We start from the raw sequence: 15261 nt of genomic DNA, 5'->3' as shown, positions 1-15261 counted from the left end.
CAACTTTGCTGTAAATCTGATAGCTGGCCTCATAGCCTATACCAGACAACCCAGAAAGCCTCATATTGATGTTTCTGTACTAACAGAAGGTGTACCCATGGCTTTCTGAGCGTCGAACTCACGTTAATTAATAATGGAAACGGCAGGCCGCAATGGTCAGGTGGGTATCGTTAGTCTGGTAGACCAGCCGGTGTTCATTGCTGATCCGCCGTGACCAGAACCCCTGCCAGTTACCTTTCAGTGGTTCGGGTTTGCCAATACCATTAAATGGATCGCGCTGGCATTCGGTAATTAGCTTGTTGATGCGCTTCAGGGTTTTCCGATCCTGTTCCTGCCAATAAAGGTAGTCATGCCAGGCATTTTGTGACCAGCAGAGCAGCCTGGGTTTACTGGTCATCCATCAAGCCCTTTTCAACCACCTGACCGGCCCTGATCTGTTCAATGGATTCATTCAAGTGTTTGGCGTTCTTCGGGGACGACATCAGGTGCAGGGTTTCCATCAGGCTGTTATAGCTGTCCAGCGACATCACTACCGCGTCTTTACCATCGCGGCGATGGATAATGGTTTCGCTGGCATCGTCGGCCACCTGGTCGAGCACTGATTTTAAATTGTTCCGGGCTTCGGAGTAGGACACTACTTTCATCGCATAATACCTGTTCAATTAATTGTTCAGTTTATTGGACAAGTATAAGTAGAGTTTCCCTATATGGCCAAATTTCCTGCTCTGCCAGCAACGGTAGATCGCTACGTGCGTGAGTTCCTGAACCGGCTGGCCGGACGTTCCGGTAATGCCGGGGACAAAGCCGTACTGCACAGCGAACTGGCGGAGCTGGGGCTGGCAAACGAGATCGGGCAGCGGCTGAGTCTGCCTGCCACCTCCGTGGGTTCCATTACTGACACCCTGGAACCTGCCGTGCCATCCATTCCCGTGATCGAAACCGACCGGCCTGACAGCCCGACCAACGCCAGGACAGGGAACCGCCATTATCAACCTGGCGGATCTGATGCTGGAGAGTCCGGAGCTGCCCGAGAAACCCTTTTCCGTGCGCAATATCGGCACTGAAGAAGTATCGGAATATGTGTTGATCTTTAATGGCTATCTGGCGGTAAACGGGCCGGTGAATATCAGCCAGCTTAAATCCGGTGAATTACAAAATGGCACGGCACTGACCGTAGGACGTGGTTCCATTGAACTGAGTACCGGCACCGATGGTTTTGGCCAGATGGTGATTACCGGCAGTGGCGGCATTGCCAACAACGATTATCTGCTGCTGAAAGAGGGCCGAATTGAGTCCTTTATCTATTCTGAAACCGGCGGTCATATCCGCTACAAAGAGGTACGCCGAACGGAAAGCGGCGTGGCTACCAATGGCCAGGAAGTGGTGATTCCCGCCTATTTCAAGGCCATGCCCACAGTGAACCTTTATCCCCGTGACATCACGGTCTATAACGCTGATTACCCCGACCAGTCCCAGCGGTTGGAAATGGATCACAGCGTACCCCAGCCCCATCCCAGTATTGAGGGAGCATGGGTGTTTACTCCCTACGCCCGATTGCTGCTGGCCGATGGCACCAAAACCGATGCCAGCGGCAAGACCTATCTGGGCAGCAGTAACAGCCGGTGATGGGCGGTGTACAACACCGATCAGGTAAAAAAAGTGACGGTCAACTGCCGTGTAGCAAGCCATCGTTCCACCGGAGAATCCACTGGCTACCAGAACTGCAAGGCCACCCTGACGCTGGAGTATCGTCCCGATGGCAGCGACTGGATCACCAGCGAATCAACCAGCGTCGATATTAACGAGTTTGAAACCCACGTATTGCAAGTCAGCAAAACCCTGACCCAGGCCAATTACGATATTGCCGTATCGCTGACAACGGAAGATCGGGAGGGGACGTTTACCAGTGGATCGATTGATTACGAGTATGATCAGCGGGGCAAACTCGGCACGGCTCTGGATGTCACATTAAGCCCGGAGTTCACATCAGCGCAGTCTGCCACTTACGACATCACCATCAACAATCACGAACTCAGCGGCTGGGAGATTACCCGGATTGAATACACGGCCACGGTGGATATAAACATCGTTGTCAAAAATCTGCTCTACAGCAATTCATCTACCGGTTCTAACGGGGTCATCAAAGGTCAGGCCAGGGTTAAACTGCCCGGGAAGAAAGCTGGAACCGCAACCACCAGCGACTGGCAGAACTGCGTAACCAGCGAAGTGATGCGATTGACCAGCGACAGCAGCAGGCACTGAGGCAACAACAGATAGATGCCGGTGAAACTCAGGACTTCTACAACCGGCAGAAAGAACTGGCGGCACTGACAGGCCAGCCCTATGGCGGTTACGGTCAGGGCACTATGCCGGGAGGTCAGCCCGGACAACAGCGCAACGGTTCCGGATATGGGATGCCCATGGAACGGAAAGAAACGGTCATGGATCCGTTGGTGCAGGCCGCAGGCCGACTACATGACATGCTGAATAAGGAATATCGACGACAACGGGGCATTGCCGAACCGTCTGCCGTTGATCCCAATGATCTGTATAACGCCAAAGCAGCCAGGGGGGATGATGGGTTTGAAGGAATTACCCGTTTTATCAATCAGCACCCTGGCATAAAGGCAAACAATATAAACGGCATTCGGTTTAACGACAGTGATCGTAATAACGATCCTCTGGTAAGCCTGATCGGTGACGATGGCAATCCGGTAAAGCAGTTCTTCCTCAGCTCCCTCTCCAACCTGAATAACTTTGCCGGTCAGAAGACCCAACAATACAACCCCGGCAGGCAAGTCAAAGAACCGGAAAAACTGATGGAACAGGTTCAGGCCATGGCGCAGCAACTGGCAGCGCAGGAACTGGCAGGGGAGTCCGAAAGTGTCCGGAAAAAACAAATGCCCGCTGAGAAAATATCCAGCTGAGGGTCATTATTAATCTTTATTTGCCGTCTTGTTTTCATGAGGTGGCCAATAAAGCTGCTTTATCTCAGATTACCGGCTTTTGTGGGCTTTTGCGACACCCTCGTTAGAGCGGGGAGCAGTCACCCTGAGAATTTGATACTTATGGAAGCTCAGAAAACGACACAGTTTGTGCAGACACAGCAATAGCTCCTGTTTATTCATCATTTTCAGCAAAGATGGTTTTCCGGATAATCGCTTCTGCTTTTTCCCGGATAAATGATTCGGTTTGATTGTTCTTTTTTAACCAATCCGTGAAGTCACGTTCGAACGCTTGCCATTGCGAGCCAAGCAGTCGTTGTAATGAGACTCTCTTATCTGGGTTGTACTTGAGAGAACCCCAAGTGTTATCAGGTAAGTTCTTAATAGCCGTTCTCCAAGGGTCCATCAAATAATCATATTGCTCATTTCCCGGAATTGCACAAAATTTTTCATTGCATTCTCCATTTCCTCAAATAGAACCGATTTTTTAAATTGATCAACGATTGGGATTTTTCCTTTGGCAAGAGTATCGGAGATGCTGATATCACCGGAACTCCAATTGATTAAAGAACCTTGTTGTAAAAGATCAAAATCACTATTTACTATTCGACCAAGGGTAATAATGTGTATATTTTTTTCCTGCTTACCATCGGGATTCTGGAAAGTCATGATCACATCTTTTTTATCATCATTGTTGATTTTAAATACCTTAACAGACTTATAGGGGAAAAAGTCCGGCCGCTGTTTAGAGAAATACTCGCTGACGTGGCCCGGATTAAGCTGTCGAGAGCTGACTAACACCCACAGTTTTGCTGGCAAATTTACCATCGCTGTTTGCCAACGGTGCTATCAAACCACTCGGGCCATGCAAGATAAGAGCCGAGACCGAGAACACTCCTGTGGGAAATAGAGACATTGGCCAACCTGAAAGCCATGGTGGAAAGTGGTGAAGGTATCCGCTTTGAACGGGAAGTGGAAGCCATTGAAAACCGCCAGCAACAGGAAGGGCTGCGATTGACTGCGCAGGACAAGTCTGGCACTCCCCATTAAGCCAGTGATGGGTAAAGAAAAAGTATCCACAGCAGAACGGGAGCTGGATACCCAATACGCCCTTTACGAAGCCGATGACCTGATTGCCAGCCATAACGAAACCGGCAAGGTAAACCCGGAATACCCCGCAGAGCTGCAACCCAGGGACCGAACCCGCCAAGCCAGTGAAGACCAGATCAGGGGCATTGCCAGCAAACTCAACCCTAAACTGCCGGGAGCCAACCCGCTGGCCAGTAGTGGTGCGCCAATCATTGGCAGTGACCGTGTAGTTGAAAGCGGCAATGGCCGAGTATCAGCAATCCGCAAAGCCTACCGCAACCATCCTGAACGGGCGAAGGCCTACCAGGAACACCTGAAGCAAAACGCCAAATCCTTTGGCCTGAAGCCAGAGTCTGTGGATAACTTCAAACAGCCAGTACTGGTGCGCCAGCGACAGGGAGAAATGGACACCGACCAGCACATTGCTTTCACCAAAGAAGCCAATGCTCGTGATACCGCCTCAATGTCTCCGGCGGAAAAGGCCAAGCTCGACGCCTCCCGCATTACCCAGGAAGACCTCTCCCACTTTGATACCGATGATACTGGCGACCTGCTGCACCGCAGCAATGATGTATTCCTTGCCCGATTTGCAGATCGGCTGGGCAGTGAAGCCGGAGAGCTGAAAACCCGTCAGGGTGACTGGAATAAACAAATGCGTGACCGTGTGGAGTCAAGCCCTGTTTATGAAAGCCTACGATGATGAGCGTCTTAACAGTTTGTTTGCTGAAGATGACAAACCAGACTTGAAGAACCTGATCAAGTCGCTGGCCATGGCGGTGCCTCACTTTGCCAGGGCCAAAGGCATAGATCCGGAATTGGGAGGTTATGGCGTCATTGGATCACTGTTGACCGTCTGCAAAAATCAGTCATGCCTGAAGATTTCCCGGATACCCTGGAGATCTCCGGATACAACAACCGCAGTCAGCTTTAGTTATTGCTTAGAAAAGTTTTACGGGTAGGAACCATTTGTTAGTTGGTGGGTCTAAAGGTTCGTTAAAAAATGATAGTCGTCAGTTATTTCCTGATGTGATTTGATGTGACGCAACGATCTGCCAACCCAAAATCAACGCTGCAAAGCAAACCACAGGATTTCAGCCACTATGCCTCCGTTAGCAGGGGCCACGGCCCAGACACTGCCTTTACCTCCTTCTGATTCACAGGGTGGTGAGATCATTCCAACTGCATTGCATGAAACGGTATACATATCAGCCTCTACTTCATGCCATCTTACTGATATCGGGTCACACCCGAAACGCCCTATGGATGAACGTCAAATTACTAAGCTAACGTCGTGCTTCGCACACACAGAATCCGAAGAAAAACCGGAGAAATTTCAGGAAAATGATGTACTTCTTGTCTACCCCTGTATCTCTCGCGGCAGCCCCAATCTTGATTTGTCAGTAAATCCTGCAGACATGAAACGCAGGCTTCCCAGACACATACGTAACCTATTTGAGTATCACTTTTTAAAGGGCATAAGAAAATCTGATTATACCGAGGATGAAATAAACTCATTGGTTGATTCAATATTAACGAAGCTGCCTGCTGAGTTAACTGAGTTTCTCAACCGGGACTACCATGATGACAAGCGGCCTTCCCCTTCAGAGTATCAAGCCCTGGCGAGGTTTCACTGCGCCATCATTTTGTTTGAAGATTTCGAGTGTGAATTTAGAAACTCTATGGCCAAAGACTGTGCAGAATTTAATGATTTTTTCATAAAGAAGTGCTTACCCCTGCGCGATGGCTGGAGTGAATACGAATTGGAGCTCATCGCGGAATGGCTTAACGCGGAACTGGAAATGTCGCAGGATCATCCTGACCATGAAATGAAGCACCACATTAAAACATGCCACTATGGTGCATTAAAGGCTGGATGTGTATCAGTCTGTGGCAAATGCGAATACACGGTTATCGAGAACCGTGAAGCTTATAAAAGCATCAAAAGCCTTGAGAGTCAGCTGGCAAAGTGTCTCAACACTGCCAATGAGCAAGAGAAAGAAGTATTTATATGAAACCGGTTCAGCCAGAAATGACGGTTCCGGTTAATGGGGATGGTGGAATAACAGCGCTGGATGCACCTACCGCTGTCACTGGCCTTTCCACCAACGGTATCTTTGGTGCCGTGATCCTGCAATGGATGTCCCGGCTTACAACGGCCACCATCAATCTAGATGCTGGAAGGCCCAGAGCTCGGAAAAAGACAAACACTCTTTCTAGAAAGCTTTGATAAGTCCTTTCAGGTTGCTGATTCCCGGTCACTATTATTCAGCAGTCAGTGGATAAGTTGTTGAAAGGCTGTGTTTATGCTGTCGGTAGCTTGTTAAAACCCGTTGCAGTACAAGATTTTGGGGCTATTATCCCCTTTTTCAGTTATCCGGAGTTTGTGTGGAAAAGATTGTGGATAAACAGTTAGGGGATAAAGGCAGCCTTTTAGGCAGGCGGGGTGAGAACAACTGGTTAAATATTAACCAGTTGTTCTTCAGCCTCTCCCAATACCATTCAATCAATCCAGACAGATCCGTTGATAAACGGGGGCTGCAGTAAAACATGAGCGTGTGTGCCGAGCATGGCACTTAACTCGAGAGGTGAAAGTCCTCTTACCAAGTATTCGCAGAGCCGAAGGTTAGCGAAAGGGCAAGGGTGTTGTCGTGAGGCAGGGTCTACGCGACCCGGTCTACGCGACCCGGTCTACGCGACCCGGTCTACGCGAGGAAAGTTAAGTGTCTTACCTCGAGAGGTCTGCACTGTGTTAATGGATGAACTGACAACGGAGCAATCCGCTGTGATCGCAGTGCAGAAGACCGAAAATTGCTCCTGCACTTTCGGCATACGGGCTATCCATAGCCCTATCAGCAGACGGCATAGTAGGTGGTCTCTTGCCACTGAAGGCCAGAAAAAATCTTGGAAAGTAATCATCGGGGAAGTGATTTCGGATGGCATCTGTTAAACAACTGTCGTTGTCTCTGGATACACCAGAGGGTGAACTGGAAACGGGAGACCCGATTGAACCAAAATCCACCTTTTGTTGATCTTTGATGGTGCGGGCACTGGATAGGAATAATCTGATACGCGCACTGAAACAGGTTCAACGCAATAAAGGAGCCGCTGGCGTCGATGGCATGACCGTTGACGAACTTCCACATTTCCTGAAACAGTACTGGCCGATAATCCGACAGCAATTGATAGAAGGAGTCTACCGCCCAAAACCCGTTCTGCGAGTGGAAATCCCCAAACCGGATGGCCGCAAAAGCAAGCTGGGTATCCCTACCGTTCTGGATCGACTGATACAGCAAGCGATTGCCCAGATTATGCAGGCAGAGTGGGATTCCATAACAACAGTTATGGTTTCCGTCTCCATCGGAATGCACATCAGGCTATCTGCCATGTACAGTCAGTTATACGGAATGGATATAACTGGGTTGTGGACTGTGATCTTGAGGCGTTCTTTGATCATGTAAACCATGATTTATTAATGATACAACTTAAGGCTCACCATAAAGATTCTACGCTGCTGCGTTTGATCAACCAATACCTGAACGCCGGTGTCTGTATTAACGGAATAAAACAAGCCAGTTTGAAAGGTGTACCACAAGGCGGCCCACTGTCACCTGTTCTTTCAAATAGCGTTGAACAATCTGGACTGGGAACTGGAAAAGCGAAACCTCAAGTTTGCTCGCTATGCTGATGATTGTGTGGCACTCGTCAGCAGTAAAGCAGCGGGTGAACGCGTGATGAAAAGCCTGCAACGCTTTGTTGGAGAATCACTGCGGCTCACAGTGAATGCCCAAAAGAACGCGGTAGGTCGCCCATGGGAAAGAAGTTTTCTCGGGTTCACATTCAGTCGGCGGGAGCTAAAGATAAAAGTCAGTGATAAGGCACTGGCCAAACTGAAAGCGACCGTCAGCTAAGACGTCTTGGGGTAAGTCGTTTCCTTGCATGGAATACGGCAAAATCAGCTCATGGACCTTGGCGGTTGAGTGGTAGTCCGGCGTTAACCCGAGCATTGCCAAATAGATATTTCAAGAACCTTGGGTTGCCAGAGCTGGCAGCAAGATGAATAAAGAGTGATTTGAACTGCGATGCTACGTGATCCGTATGGCTCGTGGTGTGGGAGGAGCAGAGTCGTGAGGCTCTGCCCTATCCCGATTATGCATAATAGCCCACGAGATTTTACATAATTGCACATTTATTTTTCACTCTCTTAGATTTACTTATTAGAACTCTATCTTGAATATTCCTAAATGATGATTTATCAACTTCTACTACCTCATGAATTGACTTGCAAGAAAGATTGTGTGACGAACTGCCATTTTCAAATACGATTCCATTTTGATGATGGTTTTCTTTGAAATTATTTTTAGAGAATAAATATTGTTTGTAATGAGTTTCTCCAGATTTCGAGTGCCTCTGAAATATTCCTTTTACAAAAGCATTAACTTCATCTCGTTGTTTTTTAATATGGCAATGGCATGAGAGAGGGTTTTCAGGCCTATGCATTGAATCATTATGTTCATCGTCATTATGACGTATTATGTAATCATCGGTTCCATTATAATCAAGTGACGACATGCAGTCAGAACTATTGAAAGGTTCTAGTGCATTTTTATCTCTAAAATAAATAGATACTACATCTTTTTTCTCACAAGATCGCTCAAGAATATTTATTGCTTCTATCCCTTCATCCAATCCTGTAGAGTAGGTGAAATTTATTTCCCTTTCTATTGGTTTTAATTCGCTTGGAAAATTTACCGGTAGGAATTCGCGAATTGAGTTTAAATTTCTTAATGAGATATTCATCATATCAAATCCATGACAAATAAAAAATGATATTGCAAATTGCACAATAAAAGCGAAAAGGGTGTCAGGTCTTTCTTAGTGCACTGATGTAAAATTTAAGACCTGCCCATAATATTTCCCATTTTAATCAGCATCAGACCAATCCGATCAGATCGGAATCAAAACACAAAATGCACCATGGACTACCCACCCCTATTCGCACCGGGCATGCACCGCATCACCCTGTCGGACATGCCCGATATTTTTGTTACACCATTTAAAGACCCATCAAGAAGGGCACATCTGCTAAGCCGCTTTGAAGCATTCCTGGAAAGTCTGAAAGATTTCCCCGTTGAGATGGAAATCTGGATTGATGGTTCATTTTCAACCCATAAGGAAAGCCCAAGGGATATTGATCTGTTGGTGGTTGCGGATGTACATGGAGTCAACGCCCTGCCTGTTAATCAACAGAAAAAGTTATCCGATGTTTTTGAGAGCAATGAGGCGATCAGACTCCGATACGAATGCGATGTTATTTTTGTCACCGATCTTCAGGAAGACCACGCCCTTTGGCAGGAGCTATATGGTTTAGACAGAAACGACAGACCCAAAGGAATCCCTAAAATTAGAATTGGGGAAGCACTATGAACATTTCCTACTTAGAAAAGCGCATCAAAAAAACCGAAGCGCTGCTGGACAGCAAGAAGAACCAGCTTGCAGCAGAAGGGGATAACTTTGCCCTGTCCCTGAGCATCCACTCTTTAGAGCAGCATATTGATGACCTCCACCACAAGCTGAGCACCGAAAAAGAAAAGCGCGAAAAGGAAGTAATCGAGCTTCGTCTGATGGGAGGGGATGTAAACAACGGTTCTGTTCCCCTGGATCTGTTGGCAAACCTGGCCAAACACTTTTCCGGGCTGGTGTTCGCGGCGGCGGCAAAACTCCACCATGGGCAGGATCTGGTTGGTACCATTCCGAGCGAGATAACCCAGCCTATCAACCTGCGGTTTGCAGAGATCGGGCATGGTTCCTCCCGCCTCTATATCACCGGAGATACATCACCTGACCTGTTTTGGCGTCAACCTGCTGGAAAACAGCCTGTCCGGCCTGTTTGATCTGCTCAATCAAGATATGAACCAGGGCCTGAGAAGTTCCCATGCGCTGGCGAAATTTCTGAAAGCCCTGCGGCAAAAACATATCGAAATTGATATCAGCTGGACCGGCGGCAATGAACAGAAACATATCTGGCATGGCCGACGGGATAAAATCCAGATGCTGGAAACCCTGCTGGATGGTTTCAGCAGTACCGAACCGGTAGAAGTGAAAATAGCAGGGATTGTGGAGCTGATCAGCAGCGCAGGCAAGCTGCAAATCAGAAATAGAGAAGGCGAACTGATCAAAGTCCGGTTCAGCAAAAAAATGTACCAGGCAGTGCAGCCATTCCGAATGGGCGACACCGTCACCCTGCTTGCCAATGAGAAAACGGTCTTTAACAGTAACACCCGGGAAGAGAAAAAGACCTACAGCCTGATCAGTATTGATACCCAGTCAACACCATCTGGCACCAGCCTGTTACCGGCAGAGGATAGTCATAATGAGTAATACGTTTGCCGATCGTCTGGCTACGGCCATGAAACTGAAGGGAATAAAAACCGCCAGCGCCCTGTCCCGTGAGACGGGCATCGAGCGCAGCTACATGTACCGCCTGGCCAGTGGCAAGATTGACAATCCGCACAAATATGTGGAACGGCTGGCGGTGGCTACCGGTGTCTCCAGCCACTGGCTTGGCACCGGCATCGGTGACCCTTACGATCCGGAACCGGAAACCACCAAAGAGCCACTGGCCCACCCGACCATGCTGACTCACGTCACTGTGGTACCACCGGAAGGGGATTGGTATGAAGTGGCGGCCCGTGTGCCGGATATTTTTGCCAGCCAGCAACACAAGCCCCGGGATAAGAAACTCTACGAGTATTACTATGTGCCGGAAACCATCGAGTACTTCACTGGTTTTACCCTGTTGGTGGTAGAGCGGGAGTTACGACCAGGGCCCGGTATGTTTCTGGCTCTGCGTGAAGAGAATGGTAAAAAGCAGTTGTGCAGCTTTCTGATCAGTTATAAAGGTCTGGACCAGACCAATACCCGTACGCCGGATATGCAGACTATTGGCCGGGTGCGGATTATGGATTACTGGGAACTGGATACGAAAAAATAGGAGTACGGGTTTCCTCGCTCAGCGAGGGAACCAGGGAAACAACGCTCAAATGGAAATTTATAATAATATTGTCAACTATGAGTGAAGCCCATTCAAAACGGCACCTTCTCCTCATCACCATCCCACTCCCAGATTGCCAGATCACTCTTTGATGGTTCAATATCCGGGCAATCATCATCCGTCTGTATATATTCCCAGAGTTCATTCTGATGCAGCCAGATGGGGTCAGCACTGCGGAGCAGGGCTTCCCGCTCCGCAAATGCCTCAAGTGTATCCTCTCTTTTAATCCGCACCTGCTTGCCGTTGATAAAAATCCACTGGTACTTCTTTCGGCGTTCCGCCCTGGCGGCTTTACGGATTCTTTTCTGTGCAGCAGTCAGCTTTTTCTTTACTTTAGGCATGTGAATCACCGTGTTACTGGTCGGAACCGGACAAAGGCAGTCGCTCTTTCTCCAAAGCTTTGATACGACGTTTCAGCTTACGAATCTCCCGGTCAATATCATCCTGTCTTTTTTTCAGCTGTTGCTGGTTGACGTAGTCCGGACCATAAAGCGTCAGCACCAGCGCCTCTACTTCTTCCCTGACCACTCGGAAATAAGGATTGCCGTGGGCATGGGCGATTTGATAGTGGAGTGTCCCTTCTTTAATCGCCCGGATAACCTCATCCTCAGTCAGGCCGAACTCTTTTGCCCCATTTTTATGGCTCAGGGTGGCACCTGGAGCTGACCACTGGATATCGGGCATCGGGTCTTACCTTGGCGAAATGATTTCAACGGATGTTTGAGAATTGGGGTTCCTCTTTGAATGAACTCAAGAATAAATACACACTCTCGGTTTTTCCAGAAGAAGTCAGTGGATAAGTTGTTGATAGCTTGTGTTTATACTGTCAGTAGTTCGTTATAACCCGTTGCAGTATATGACTTCAGGATTATTATCCCCAGTTTCAGTTATCCGGAATTTGTGTGGAAAAGATTGTGGATAAACGGTTAGGGGATAAAGCCAGCCTTTCAGACAGGCGGGGTGAGAATGGCTGGTTAAATATTGATCAGATGACCTTCAACAAATCTTCCAGATATACCGTTAAAAGGAAAGCCCTCCCCCTGGTTTATCCTGACCGGGGGCAGGGCAGCAGCCTCAAACGTCATAAATCATCCCGATGTGTAGCCATTGGCTGCCGCTTCCTGGTGAAGAACCCTACAAGCTTTCGCTTTAAAAGCATTCTTTGTTTCCGGCGCTCTTCTACCTTCCGCTCTTTTTTCCACTTTTCTTCTTCCGCTTTGATCAGGGCTTGCCGCTCTTCTGCATACTGTTCCGAGATATCCGTTATCTGCTGAATTTTGCCTTTTGAGAACACAACCTTCTTGATCTCGTTGTACTCAACCGCCGGTTTGCTGCCATGATGGCCACGCCCCAGGTTGCCAACCCAGTCATTGCCAAGAAGCACCTCACCGGTATATTCAAGAGGCAGCCACACATCGGTGTAGCGGCGGCCAAACATTAAAGCCAGCGTCAGATCATCACATTCCGGCAGTGGATCCGGTGTCATGCCATTGACTAATGGTTCATCTTTAAACACACCTAAATTCATCGACCTGGCAAATAGCTGACCCTCTTTGCATTCATAAGTGACGATATAGCCAGCCCAACAAAAGGTACCCATAGGCGATACGGCCCAGCATATTCGGATGAAATATTGGATAAGGCTCTGCATCGGTAACGTTGTATGACACATCATCAAGCGTAAGATGGCTGGAGAATTGAGCGGTCATCGTTATTACTCTCCCTGACCCGTAGGCCAGTGGATCATGACATGGTTTAGCGTTTTAATGGAAGATAGTAATAACGGTTATTGGCAGGGGCCCGCTTACTCTACTCTGGTTTTTCAGGGGATTTTTCAGGGGTTTCTCACATATAGAGACAGTCCCGGAAGAGCCAAAAATTATAACTCCTGAATATCAGGACTTAACCGGATCTCCTTTGGGTAGTGATACTTTTTCTCAAGCAGGATATTTGAGAATCGGGTTATCTCTTGCAAGAATTCAAGAATCAAGACCCGACCCCGGTTTCCAATTTGTACTTTTGTACAGCGCATATTTTTCTTCCCGACTGTAAGACTTGCCCATTACTCTTTCACGGCCTCAACAAAATACTCAGCCCCCGTTAAATCCATAGCAAAATGAATAGCAGTTTCTTTGTTGGCAAGCGGTCCATCAACCACTGTTTCTCCGTTGGGTTCGGTTGAGACATACCAGTGTCCGATCCGAAAATCCCGGTTAGTTTGGCTGCGCACGGCATCGGCATTCACATGGGTAATATCGCAGATCTTGCAAACCAGGCCATGCTCATCAATAACGAACTGATTACCTTCCATCTTTTCCGCAGAGACATAACCATACTCCGGCTGCGGGTCTCGATATTCTTCAGGATGGTTTTCTCTATGGGCCCTTTGCTCGGCCCTTAACATTTCTATCAGTTCTTCAGCAGACAGGTTCTTCAGTTTTTTCTTTTGCGTGTTTTTCTTTGGGCCAGCGGCCTGATCTTTCACCAGACAACACTGCTTATATTTTTTGTCACTGCCACAAGGGCAGGGTTCATTTCGACCGATTTTCATGATCCCCTCAACGATCAAATACTGCTTTGATACGCAGCATACACACTAGGATAGCCCAGTATCCCCACCCTATCGGCGACAATATCACCAGCACTGAAGATTCGCTAGCCTGTTATTTTCTGGCAGACAGCAATCAGTACAGCAAAAACCAGCAAAGCCAATGGTTTCCTTCAATTATTTGCATTTTCAAAAAACGGTGTCTTCCGACATAAATCAGCCCCTCTCAAACAGCAGCTCCTGATCCGTTCCCAAAGCCCGAACAGTCATCACTTGACCCCGAACCAAAAAACACGCATAACGCTCACCCACTGACAGTCAAGTGCATGGCGAATATTTACGAGGGACGCATCAATATGAAACCTTTAACCCGGAAAGACGTGGATGACATTGTACAGTGGGGAAGAACGCTATCCGATGAGGAGGGCACCCGGCTGCTGGATCATTTTGAAAACCATCAGAGCCAGCTGTATAACGCCATCTACGGCGAGTTGTCAGACACCATTGCGGAAGACAGTGTCGATATGGCCAACCTGTTTCTGGATCTCTGTTTCGATATTGTGCTGGTTTATCACCGGATACTGGGGGATCCACAGGAGCCAGAAGACACCCGGTGGCTGGAGTCTAAAATGGCATTGCTGGATGCCGAGTTCAAATCACTCAGCCCCGAAAGCCCCATGGAATCCAAACTGTCCTCAACGCTGAACGATCGGTTTGTCCAGCGTTGCATCGACTCCGGTACTCCAGTGGCCCTGCTGAATTACCTGGATGATCAGGTGCTGCACTATGCCAGCTTCAATTCGGCACGGATACCCGCCATCTCACTGACCAATAACCTGCTCTTTGTGGTGGTCCGTCTGATGGACAGTATCTATGAATATCAGCCGGAACCCCTCAGCCACTAACCGGAGGAAATGATCTTGTCGCTGCCATAAGTAGTTGGCCAAATGGAATCGTATATTTCTGGCTAAGTGGGCAGTTACTATGCAAGGCACAACGCAGGGAGCATAGCCTTAGGAACTGTCATTTAATAACTTCGACATTTCAGTAAGCGCTTCCCGCTGCCCGTCACCCGAAAAAGGCAGGCCGCTTATGCTTTTGCGGCCAGCAGGCGGCGAGCTTGGGAATTGACCCTGAATAACTTGCTCTTTTTGCCACGGAGACACGGAGTCACGGAGGAAAAGATTTTTTCTATTCTCCGTGACTCCGTGTCTCCGTGGCAAAATTTTTTCTTGACTGGGTTAGCACCGAAAATGTGGAAGTTATTTCAGGTCAGTCCCTTAACAAGTCTCAGACAAATCCGGAACTTATTCCGAGACAATTCCTGGTTGGGAGCATTAAAAAGAATACCTTGGGAAACCAGTTCGATGGTACTATTTACCCCTATGATGCAGCTATGCAGGAACTGTCGTTTAATACAAAACTGCCTTAATACTCAAGGAAATGGAATAGAGGGGCGGTAGCGTGAGTGCGGTTCAGGAAGCTGTTTTATCATTTTTTGATTGGGCGACTAATAATGGTGTGCCTTTGAGATAAGACAAGACAGAGTTGGCTTCAGCAACCGACAACACAACAGGAAGTTTTTTTGGTCGTTTTGCTTTTAGCCAGTCATTGATCGTTAAACTGTC

General features: G+C 48.1%; 24 protein-coding genes and 2 pseudogenes. 17 read left to right on the top strand and 9 right to left on the bottom strand.

Annotated elements, in window-relative coordinates; genetic code table 11:
- Positions 1-109, top strand: a pseudogene (locus J7439_RS27610) (IS982 family transposase); the annotation flags it as partial.
- 18 nt (positions 110-127) lie between these two features.
- Here J7439_RS27610 and J7439_RS23710 read toward each other — a convergent pair.
- Both J7439_RS23710 and J7439_RS23705 read right to left on the bottom strand, forming a co-directional pair.
- Positions 128-397, bottom strand: a complete 270-nt coding sequence (locus J7439_RS23710) for a Txe/YoeB family addiction module toxin (protein WP_209204529.1) — start codon at positions 395-397, stop codon at positions 128-130.
- Positions 387-644 (bottom strand): type II toxin-antitoxin system Phd/YefM family antitoxin, encoded by a 258-nt coding sequence (locus tag J7439_RS23705; RefSeq protein WP_209204528.1) that lies wholly within the window; start codon positions 642-644, stop codon positions 387-389. Before J7439_RS23705 ends, J7439_RS23710 begins: the two co-directional genes overlap by 11 nt.
- A gap of 63 nt (positions 645-707) precedes the next feature.
- On the opposite strand from J7439_RS23705, the gene J7439_RS23700 reads away from it, so the two are divergent.
- The 4 genes from J7439_RS23700 to J7439_RS23685 all read left to right on the top strand — a co-directional run bounded on the left by J7439_RS23700 (position 708) and on the right by J7439_RS23685 (position 2927).
- Complete coding sequence (locus tag J7439_RS23700) at positions 708-1064, top strand: hypothetical protein (RefSeq protein WP_209204527.1); 357 nt, start codon at positions 708-710, stop codon at positions 1062-1064.
- A complete protein-coding gene (locus tag J7439_RS23695) occupies positions 1006-1626 on the top strand; it encodes a hypothetical protein (protein WP_209204526.1) in 621 nt (206 codons plus the stop codon). Before J7439_RS23700 ends, J7439_RS23695 begins: the two co-directional genes overlap by 59 nt.
- A gap of 6 nt (positions 1627-1632) precedes the next feature.
- Positions 1633-2262 (top strand): hypothetical protein, encoded by a 630-nt coding sequence (locus J7439_RS23690; RefSeq protein WP_209204525.1) that lies wholly within the window; start codon positions 1633-1635, stop codon positions 2260-2262.
- 179 nt (positions 2263-2441) lie between these two features.
- Positions 2442-2927 (top strand): hypothetical protein, encoded by a 486-nt coding sequence (locus J7439_RS23685; RefSeq protein ID WP_209204524.1) that lies wholly within the window; start codon positions 2442-2444, stop codon positions 2925-2927.
- 193 nt (positions 2928-3120) lie between these two features.
- On the opposite strand, the gene J7439_RS23680 is transcribed toward J7439_RS23685, so the two are convergent.
- Together J7439_RS23680 and J7439_RS23675 are read right to left on the bottom strand one after the other, a co-directional pair.
- Complete coding sequence (locus tag J7439_RS23680; protein ID WP_209204523.1) at positions 3121-3351, bottom strand: hypothetical protein; 231 nt, start codon at positions 3349-3351, stop codon at positions 3121-3123.
- Positions 3351-3764: a hypothetical protein gene (locus tag J7439_RS23675; RefSeq protein WP_209204522.1), complete on the bottom strand. Its 414-nt coding sequence runs from the start codon at positions 3762-3764 to the stop codon at positions 3351-3353. The genes J7439_RS23680 and J7439_RS23675 overlap by 1 nt, the downstream gene beginning before the upstream one ends.
- A 96-nt stretch (positions 3765-3860) precedes the next feature.
- On the opposite strand from J7439_RS23675, the gene J7439_RS26755 reads away from it, so the two are divergent.
- From J7439_RS26755 to J7439_RS27365, 7 genes and pseudogenes are all read left to right on the top strand, one after another.
- Positions 3861-3995, top strand: coding sequence for a hypothetical protein (locus tag J7439_RS26755; protein WP_286196864.1), 135 nt, complete (start codon positions 3861-3863; stop codon positions 3993-3995).
- 7 nt (positions 3996-4002) lie between these two features.
- Entirely contained in the window at positions 4003-4734 is a 732-nt protein-coding gene (locus J7439_RS23670; RefSeq protein ID WP_209204521.1) for a hypothetical protein, read from the top strand.
- Positions 4718-4993, top strand: a complete 276-nt coding sequence (locus J7439_RS23665) for a hypothetical protein (protein WP_209204520.1) — start codon at positions 4718-4720, stop codon at positions 4991-4993. Before J7439_RS23670 ends, J7439_RS23665 begins: the two co-directional genes overlap by 17 nt.
- 141 nt (positions 4994-5134) lie before the next feature.
- Positions 5135-6046 carry a hypothetical protein gene (locus J7439_RS23660; RefSeq protein ID WP_209204519.1) on the top strand — a complete coding sequence of 304 codons (912 nt, stop codon included), beginning with the start codon at positions 5135-5137 and terminating at the stop codon, positions 6044-6046.
- Positions 6043-6261: a hypothetical protein gene (locus J7439_RS23655; protein WP_209204518.1), complete on the top strand. Its 219-nt coding sequence runs from the start codon at positions 6043-6045 to the stop codon at positions 6259-6261. Before J7439_RS23660 ends, J7439_RS23655 begins: the two co-directional genes overlap by 4 nt.
- 808 nt (positions 6262-7069) lie before the next feature.
- Positions 7070-7492, top strand: a complete 423-nt coding sequence (locus tag J7439_RS26750; protein ID WP_286198497.1) for a reverse transcriptase family protein — start codon at positions 7070-7072, stop codon at positions 7490-7492.
- A pseudogene (locus J7439_RS27365) lies at positions 7411-7942 on the top strand (reverse transcriptase domain-containing protein). Before J7439_RS26750 ends, J7439_RS27365 begins: the two are co-directional and overlap by 82 nt.
- A gap of 262 nt (positions 7943-8204) precedes the next feature.
- On the opposite strand, the gene J7439_RS23640 reads toward J7439_RS27365, so the two are convergent.
- Positions 8205-8834 (bottom strand): hypothetical protein, encoded by a 630-nt coding sequence (locus tag J7439_RS23640; protein ID WP_209204515.1) that lies wholly within the window; start codon positions 8832-8834, stop codon positions 8205-8207.
- 174 nt (positions 8835-9008) lie between these two features.
- Here J7439_RS23640 and J7439_RS23635 point away from each other — a divergent pair, with 174 nt between their 5' ends.
- Genes J7439_RS23635 through J7439_RS23620 form a run of 4 tightly spaced genes read left to right on the top strand, consistent with a single transcriptional unit; the run spans position 9009 to position 11025 of the window.
- Positions 9009-9458: a DUF6932 family protein gene (locus tag J7439_RS23635; RefSeq protein ID WP_209204514.1), complete on the top strand. Its 450-nt coding sequence runs from the start codon at positions 9009-9011 to the stop codon at positions 9456-9458.
- Entirely contained in the window at positions 9455-9925 is a 471-nt protein-coding gene (locus J7439_RS23630) for a hypothetical protein (protein WP_209204513.1), read from the top strand. The genes J7439_RS23635 and J7439_RS23630 overlap by 4 nt, the downstream gene beginning before the upstream one ends.
- On the top strand, positions 9834-10412 hold the full coding sequence (locus J7439_RS23625) for a hypothetical protein (protein WP_209204512.1): 579 nt from the start codon (positions 9834-9836) through the stop codon (positions 10410-10412). The genes J7439_RS23630 and J7439_RS23625 overlap by 92 nt, the downstream gene beginning before the upstream one ends.
- Positions 10405-11025, top strand: coding sequence for a helix-turn-helix domain-containing protein (locus J7439_RS23620; RefSeq protein ID WP_209204511.1), 621 nt, complete (start codon positions 10405-10407; stop codon positions 11023-11025). The genes J7439_RS23625 and J7439_RS23620 overlap by 8 nt, the downstream gene beginning before the upstream one ends.
- A 92-nt stretch (positions 11026-11117) precedes the next feature.
- Here J7439_RS23620 and J7439_RS23615 read toward each other — a convergent pair whose 3' ends face one another.
- From J7439_RS23615 to J7439_RS23600, 4 genes are all read right to left on the bottom strand, one after another.
- Positions 11118-11426 carry a hypothetical protein gene (locus J7439_RS23615; protein WP_209204510.1) on the bottom strand — a complete coding sequence of 103 codons (309 nt, stop codon included), beginning with the start codon at positions 11424-11426 and terminating at the stop codon, positions 11118-11120.
- 13 nt (positions 11427-11439) lie between these two features.
- The gene (locus J7439_RS23610) at positions 11440-11769 is read right to left on the bottom strand and encodes a hypothetical protein (RefSeq protein ID WP_209204509.1); all 330 of its coding nucleotides are present in this window, start codon (positions 11767-11769) and stop codon (positions 11440-11442) included.
- Between the two features lie 397 nt (positions 11770-12166).
- Positions 12167-12685 (bottom strand): hypothetical protein, encoded by a 519-nt coding sequence (locus J7439_RS23605; RefSeq protein WP_209204508.1) that lies wholly within the window; start codon positions 12683-12685, stop codon positions 12167-12169.
- 462 nt (positions 12686-13147) lie between these two features.
- Positions 13148-13636: an SEC-C metal-binding domain-containing protein gene (locus tag J7439_RS23600; RefSeq protein WP_209278519.1), complete on the bottom strand. Its 489-nt coding sequence runs from the start codon at positions 13634-13636 to the stop codon at positions 13148-13150.
- 323 nt (positions 13637-13959) lie between these two features.
- Here J7439_RS23600 and J7439_RS23595 point away from each other — a divergent pair, with 323 nt between their 5' ends.
- A complete protein-coding gene (locus J7439_RS23595) occupies positions 13960-14538 on the top strand; it encodes a hypothetical protein (protein WP_209204506.1) in 579 nt (192 codons plus the stop codon).
- Positions 14539-15261 lie beyond the last annotated feature (723 nt).

The organism is Salinisphaera sp. G21_0 (genome assembly GCF_017744115.1).
Lineage (GTDB): Bacteria > Pseudomonadota > Gammaproteobacteria > Pseudomonadales > Endozoicomonadaceae > Endozoicomonas.
This window is presented reverse-complemented; position numbering and strand designations above follow the sequence as displayed.

What these genes read in the sequence shown, in the direction of transcription:
- J7439_RS23710 (WP_209204529.1), bottom strand. Translation starts at nt 397, where the DNA reads ATGACCAGTAAACCCAGGCTGCTCTGCTGGTCACAAAATGCCTGGCAT.
- J7439_RS23705 (WP_209204528.1), bottom strand. Translation starts at nt 644, where the DNA reads ATGAAAGTAGTGTCCTACTCCGAAGCCCGGAACAATTTAAAATCAGTG.
- J7439_RS23700 (WP_209204527.1), top strand. Translation starts at nt 708, where the DNA reads ATGGCCAAATTTCCTGCTCTGCCAGCAACGGTAGATCGCTACGTGCGT.
- J7439_RS23695 (WP_209204526.1), top strand. Translation starts at nt 1,006, where the DNA reads ATGCTGGAGAGTCCGGAGCTGCCCGAGAAACCCTTTTCCGTGCGCAAT.
- J7439_RS23685 (WP_209204524.1), top strand. Translation starts at nt 2,442, where the DNA reads ATGGATCCGTTGGTGCAGGCCGCAGGCCGACTACATGACATGCTGAAT.
- J7439_RS23680 (WP_209204523.1), bottom strand. Translation starts at nt 3,351, where the DNA reads ATGGACCCTTGGAGAACGGCTATTAAGAACTTACCTGATAACACTTGG.
- J7439_RS23670 (WP_209204521.1), top strand. Translation starts at nt 4,003, where the DNA reads ATGGGTAAAGAAAAAGTATCCACAGCAGAACGGGAGCTGGATACCCAA.
- J7439_RS23665 (WP_209204520.1), top strand. Translation starts at nt 4,718, where the DNA reads ATGAAAGCCTACGATGATGAGCGTCTTAACAGTTTGTTTGCTGAAGAT.
- J7439_RS23660 (WP_209204519.1), top strand. Translation starts at nt 5,135, where the DNA reads ATGCCTCCGTTAGCAGGGGCCACGGCCCAGACACTGCCTTTACCTCCT.
- J7439_RS23655 (WP_209204518.1), top strand. Translation starts at nt 6,043, where the DNA reads ATGAAACCGGTTCAGCCAGAAATGACGGTTCCGGTTAATGGGGATGGT.
- J7439_RS26750 (WP_286198497.1), top strand. Translation starts at nt 7,070, where the DNA reads ATGGTGCGGGCACTGGATAGGAATAATCTGATACGCGCACTGAAACAG.
- J7439_RS23640 (WP_209204515.1), bottom strand. Translation starts at nt 8,834, where the DNA reads ATGATGAATATCTCATTAAGAAATTTAAACTCAATTCGCGAATTCCTA.
- J7439_RS23635 (WP_209204514.1), top strand. Translation starts at nt 9,009, where the DNA reads ATGGACTACCCACCCCTATTCGCACCGGGCATGCACCGCATCACCCTG.
- J7439_RS23630 (WP_209204513.1), top strand. Translation starts at nt 9,455, where the DNA reads ATGAACATTTCCTACTTAGAAAAGCGCATCAAAAAAACCGAAGCGCTG.
- J7439_RS23625 (WP_209204512.1), top strand. Translation starts at nt 9,834, where the DNA reads ATGGTTCCTCCCGCCTCTATATCACCGGAGATACATCACCTGACCTGT.
- J7439_RS23620 (WP_209204511.1), top strand. Translation starts at nt 10,405, where the DNA reads ATGAGTAATACGTTTGCCGATCGTCTGGCTACGGCCATGAAACTGAAG.
- J7439_RS23615 (WP_209204510.1), bottom strand. Translation starts at nt 11,426, where the DNA reads ATGCCTAAAGTAAAGAAAAAGCTGACTGCTGCACAGAAAAGAATCCGT.
- J7439_RS23610 (WP_209204509.1), bottom strand. Translation starts at nt 11,769, where the DNA reads ATGCCCGATATCCAGTGGTCAGCTCCAGGTGCCACCCTGAGCCATAAA.
- J7439_RS23605 (WP_209204508.1), bottom strand. Translation starts at nt 12,685, where the DNA reads ATGGGTACCTTTTGTTGGGCTGGCTATATCGTCACTTATGAATGCAAA.
- J7439_RS23600 (WP_209278519.1), bottom strand. Translation starts at nt 13,636, where the DNA reads ATGAAAATCGGTCGAAATGAACCCTGCCCTTGTGGCAGTGACAAAAAA.
- J7439_RS23595 (WP_209204506.1), top strand. Translation starts at nt 13,960, where the DNA reads ATGGCGAATATTTACGAGGGACGCATCAATATGAAACCTTTAACCCGG.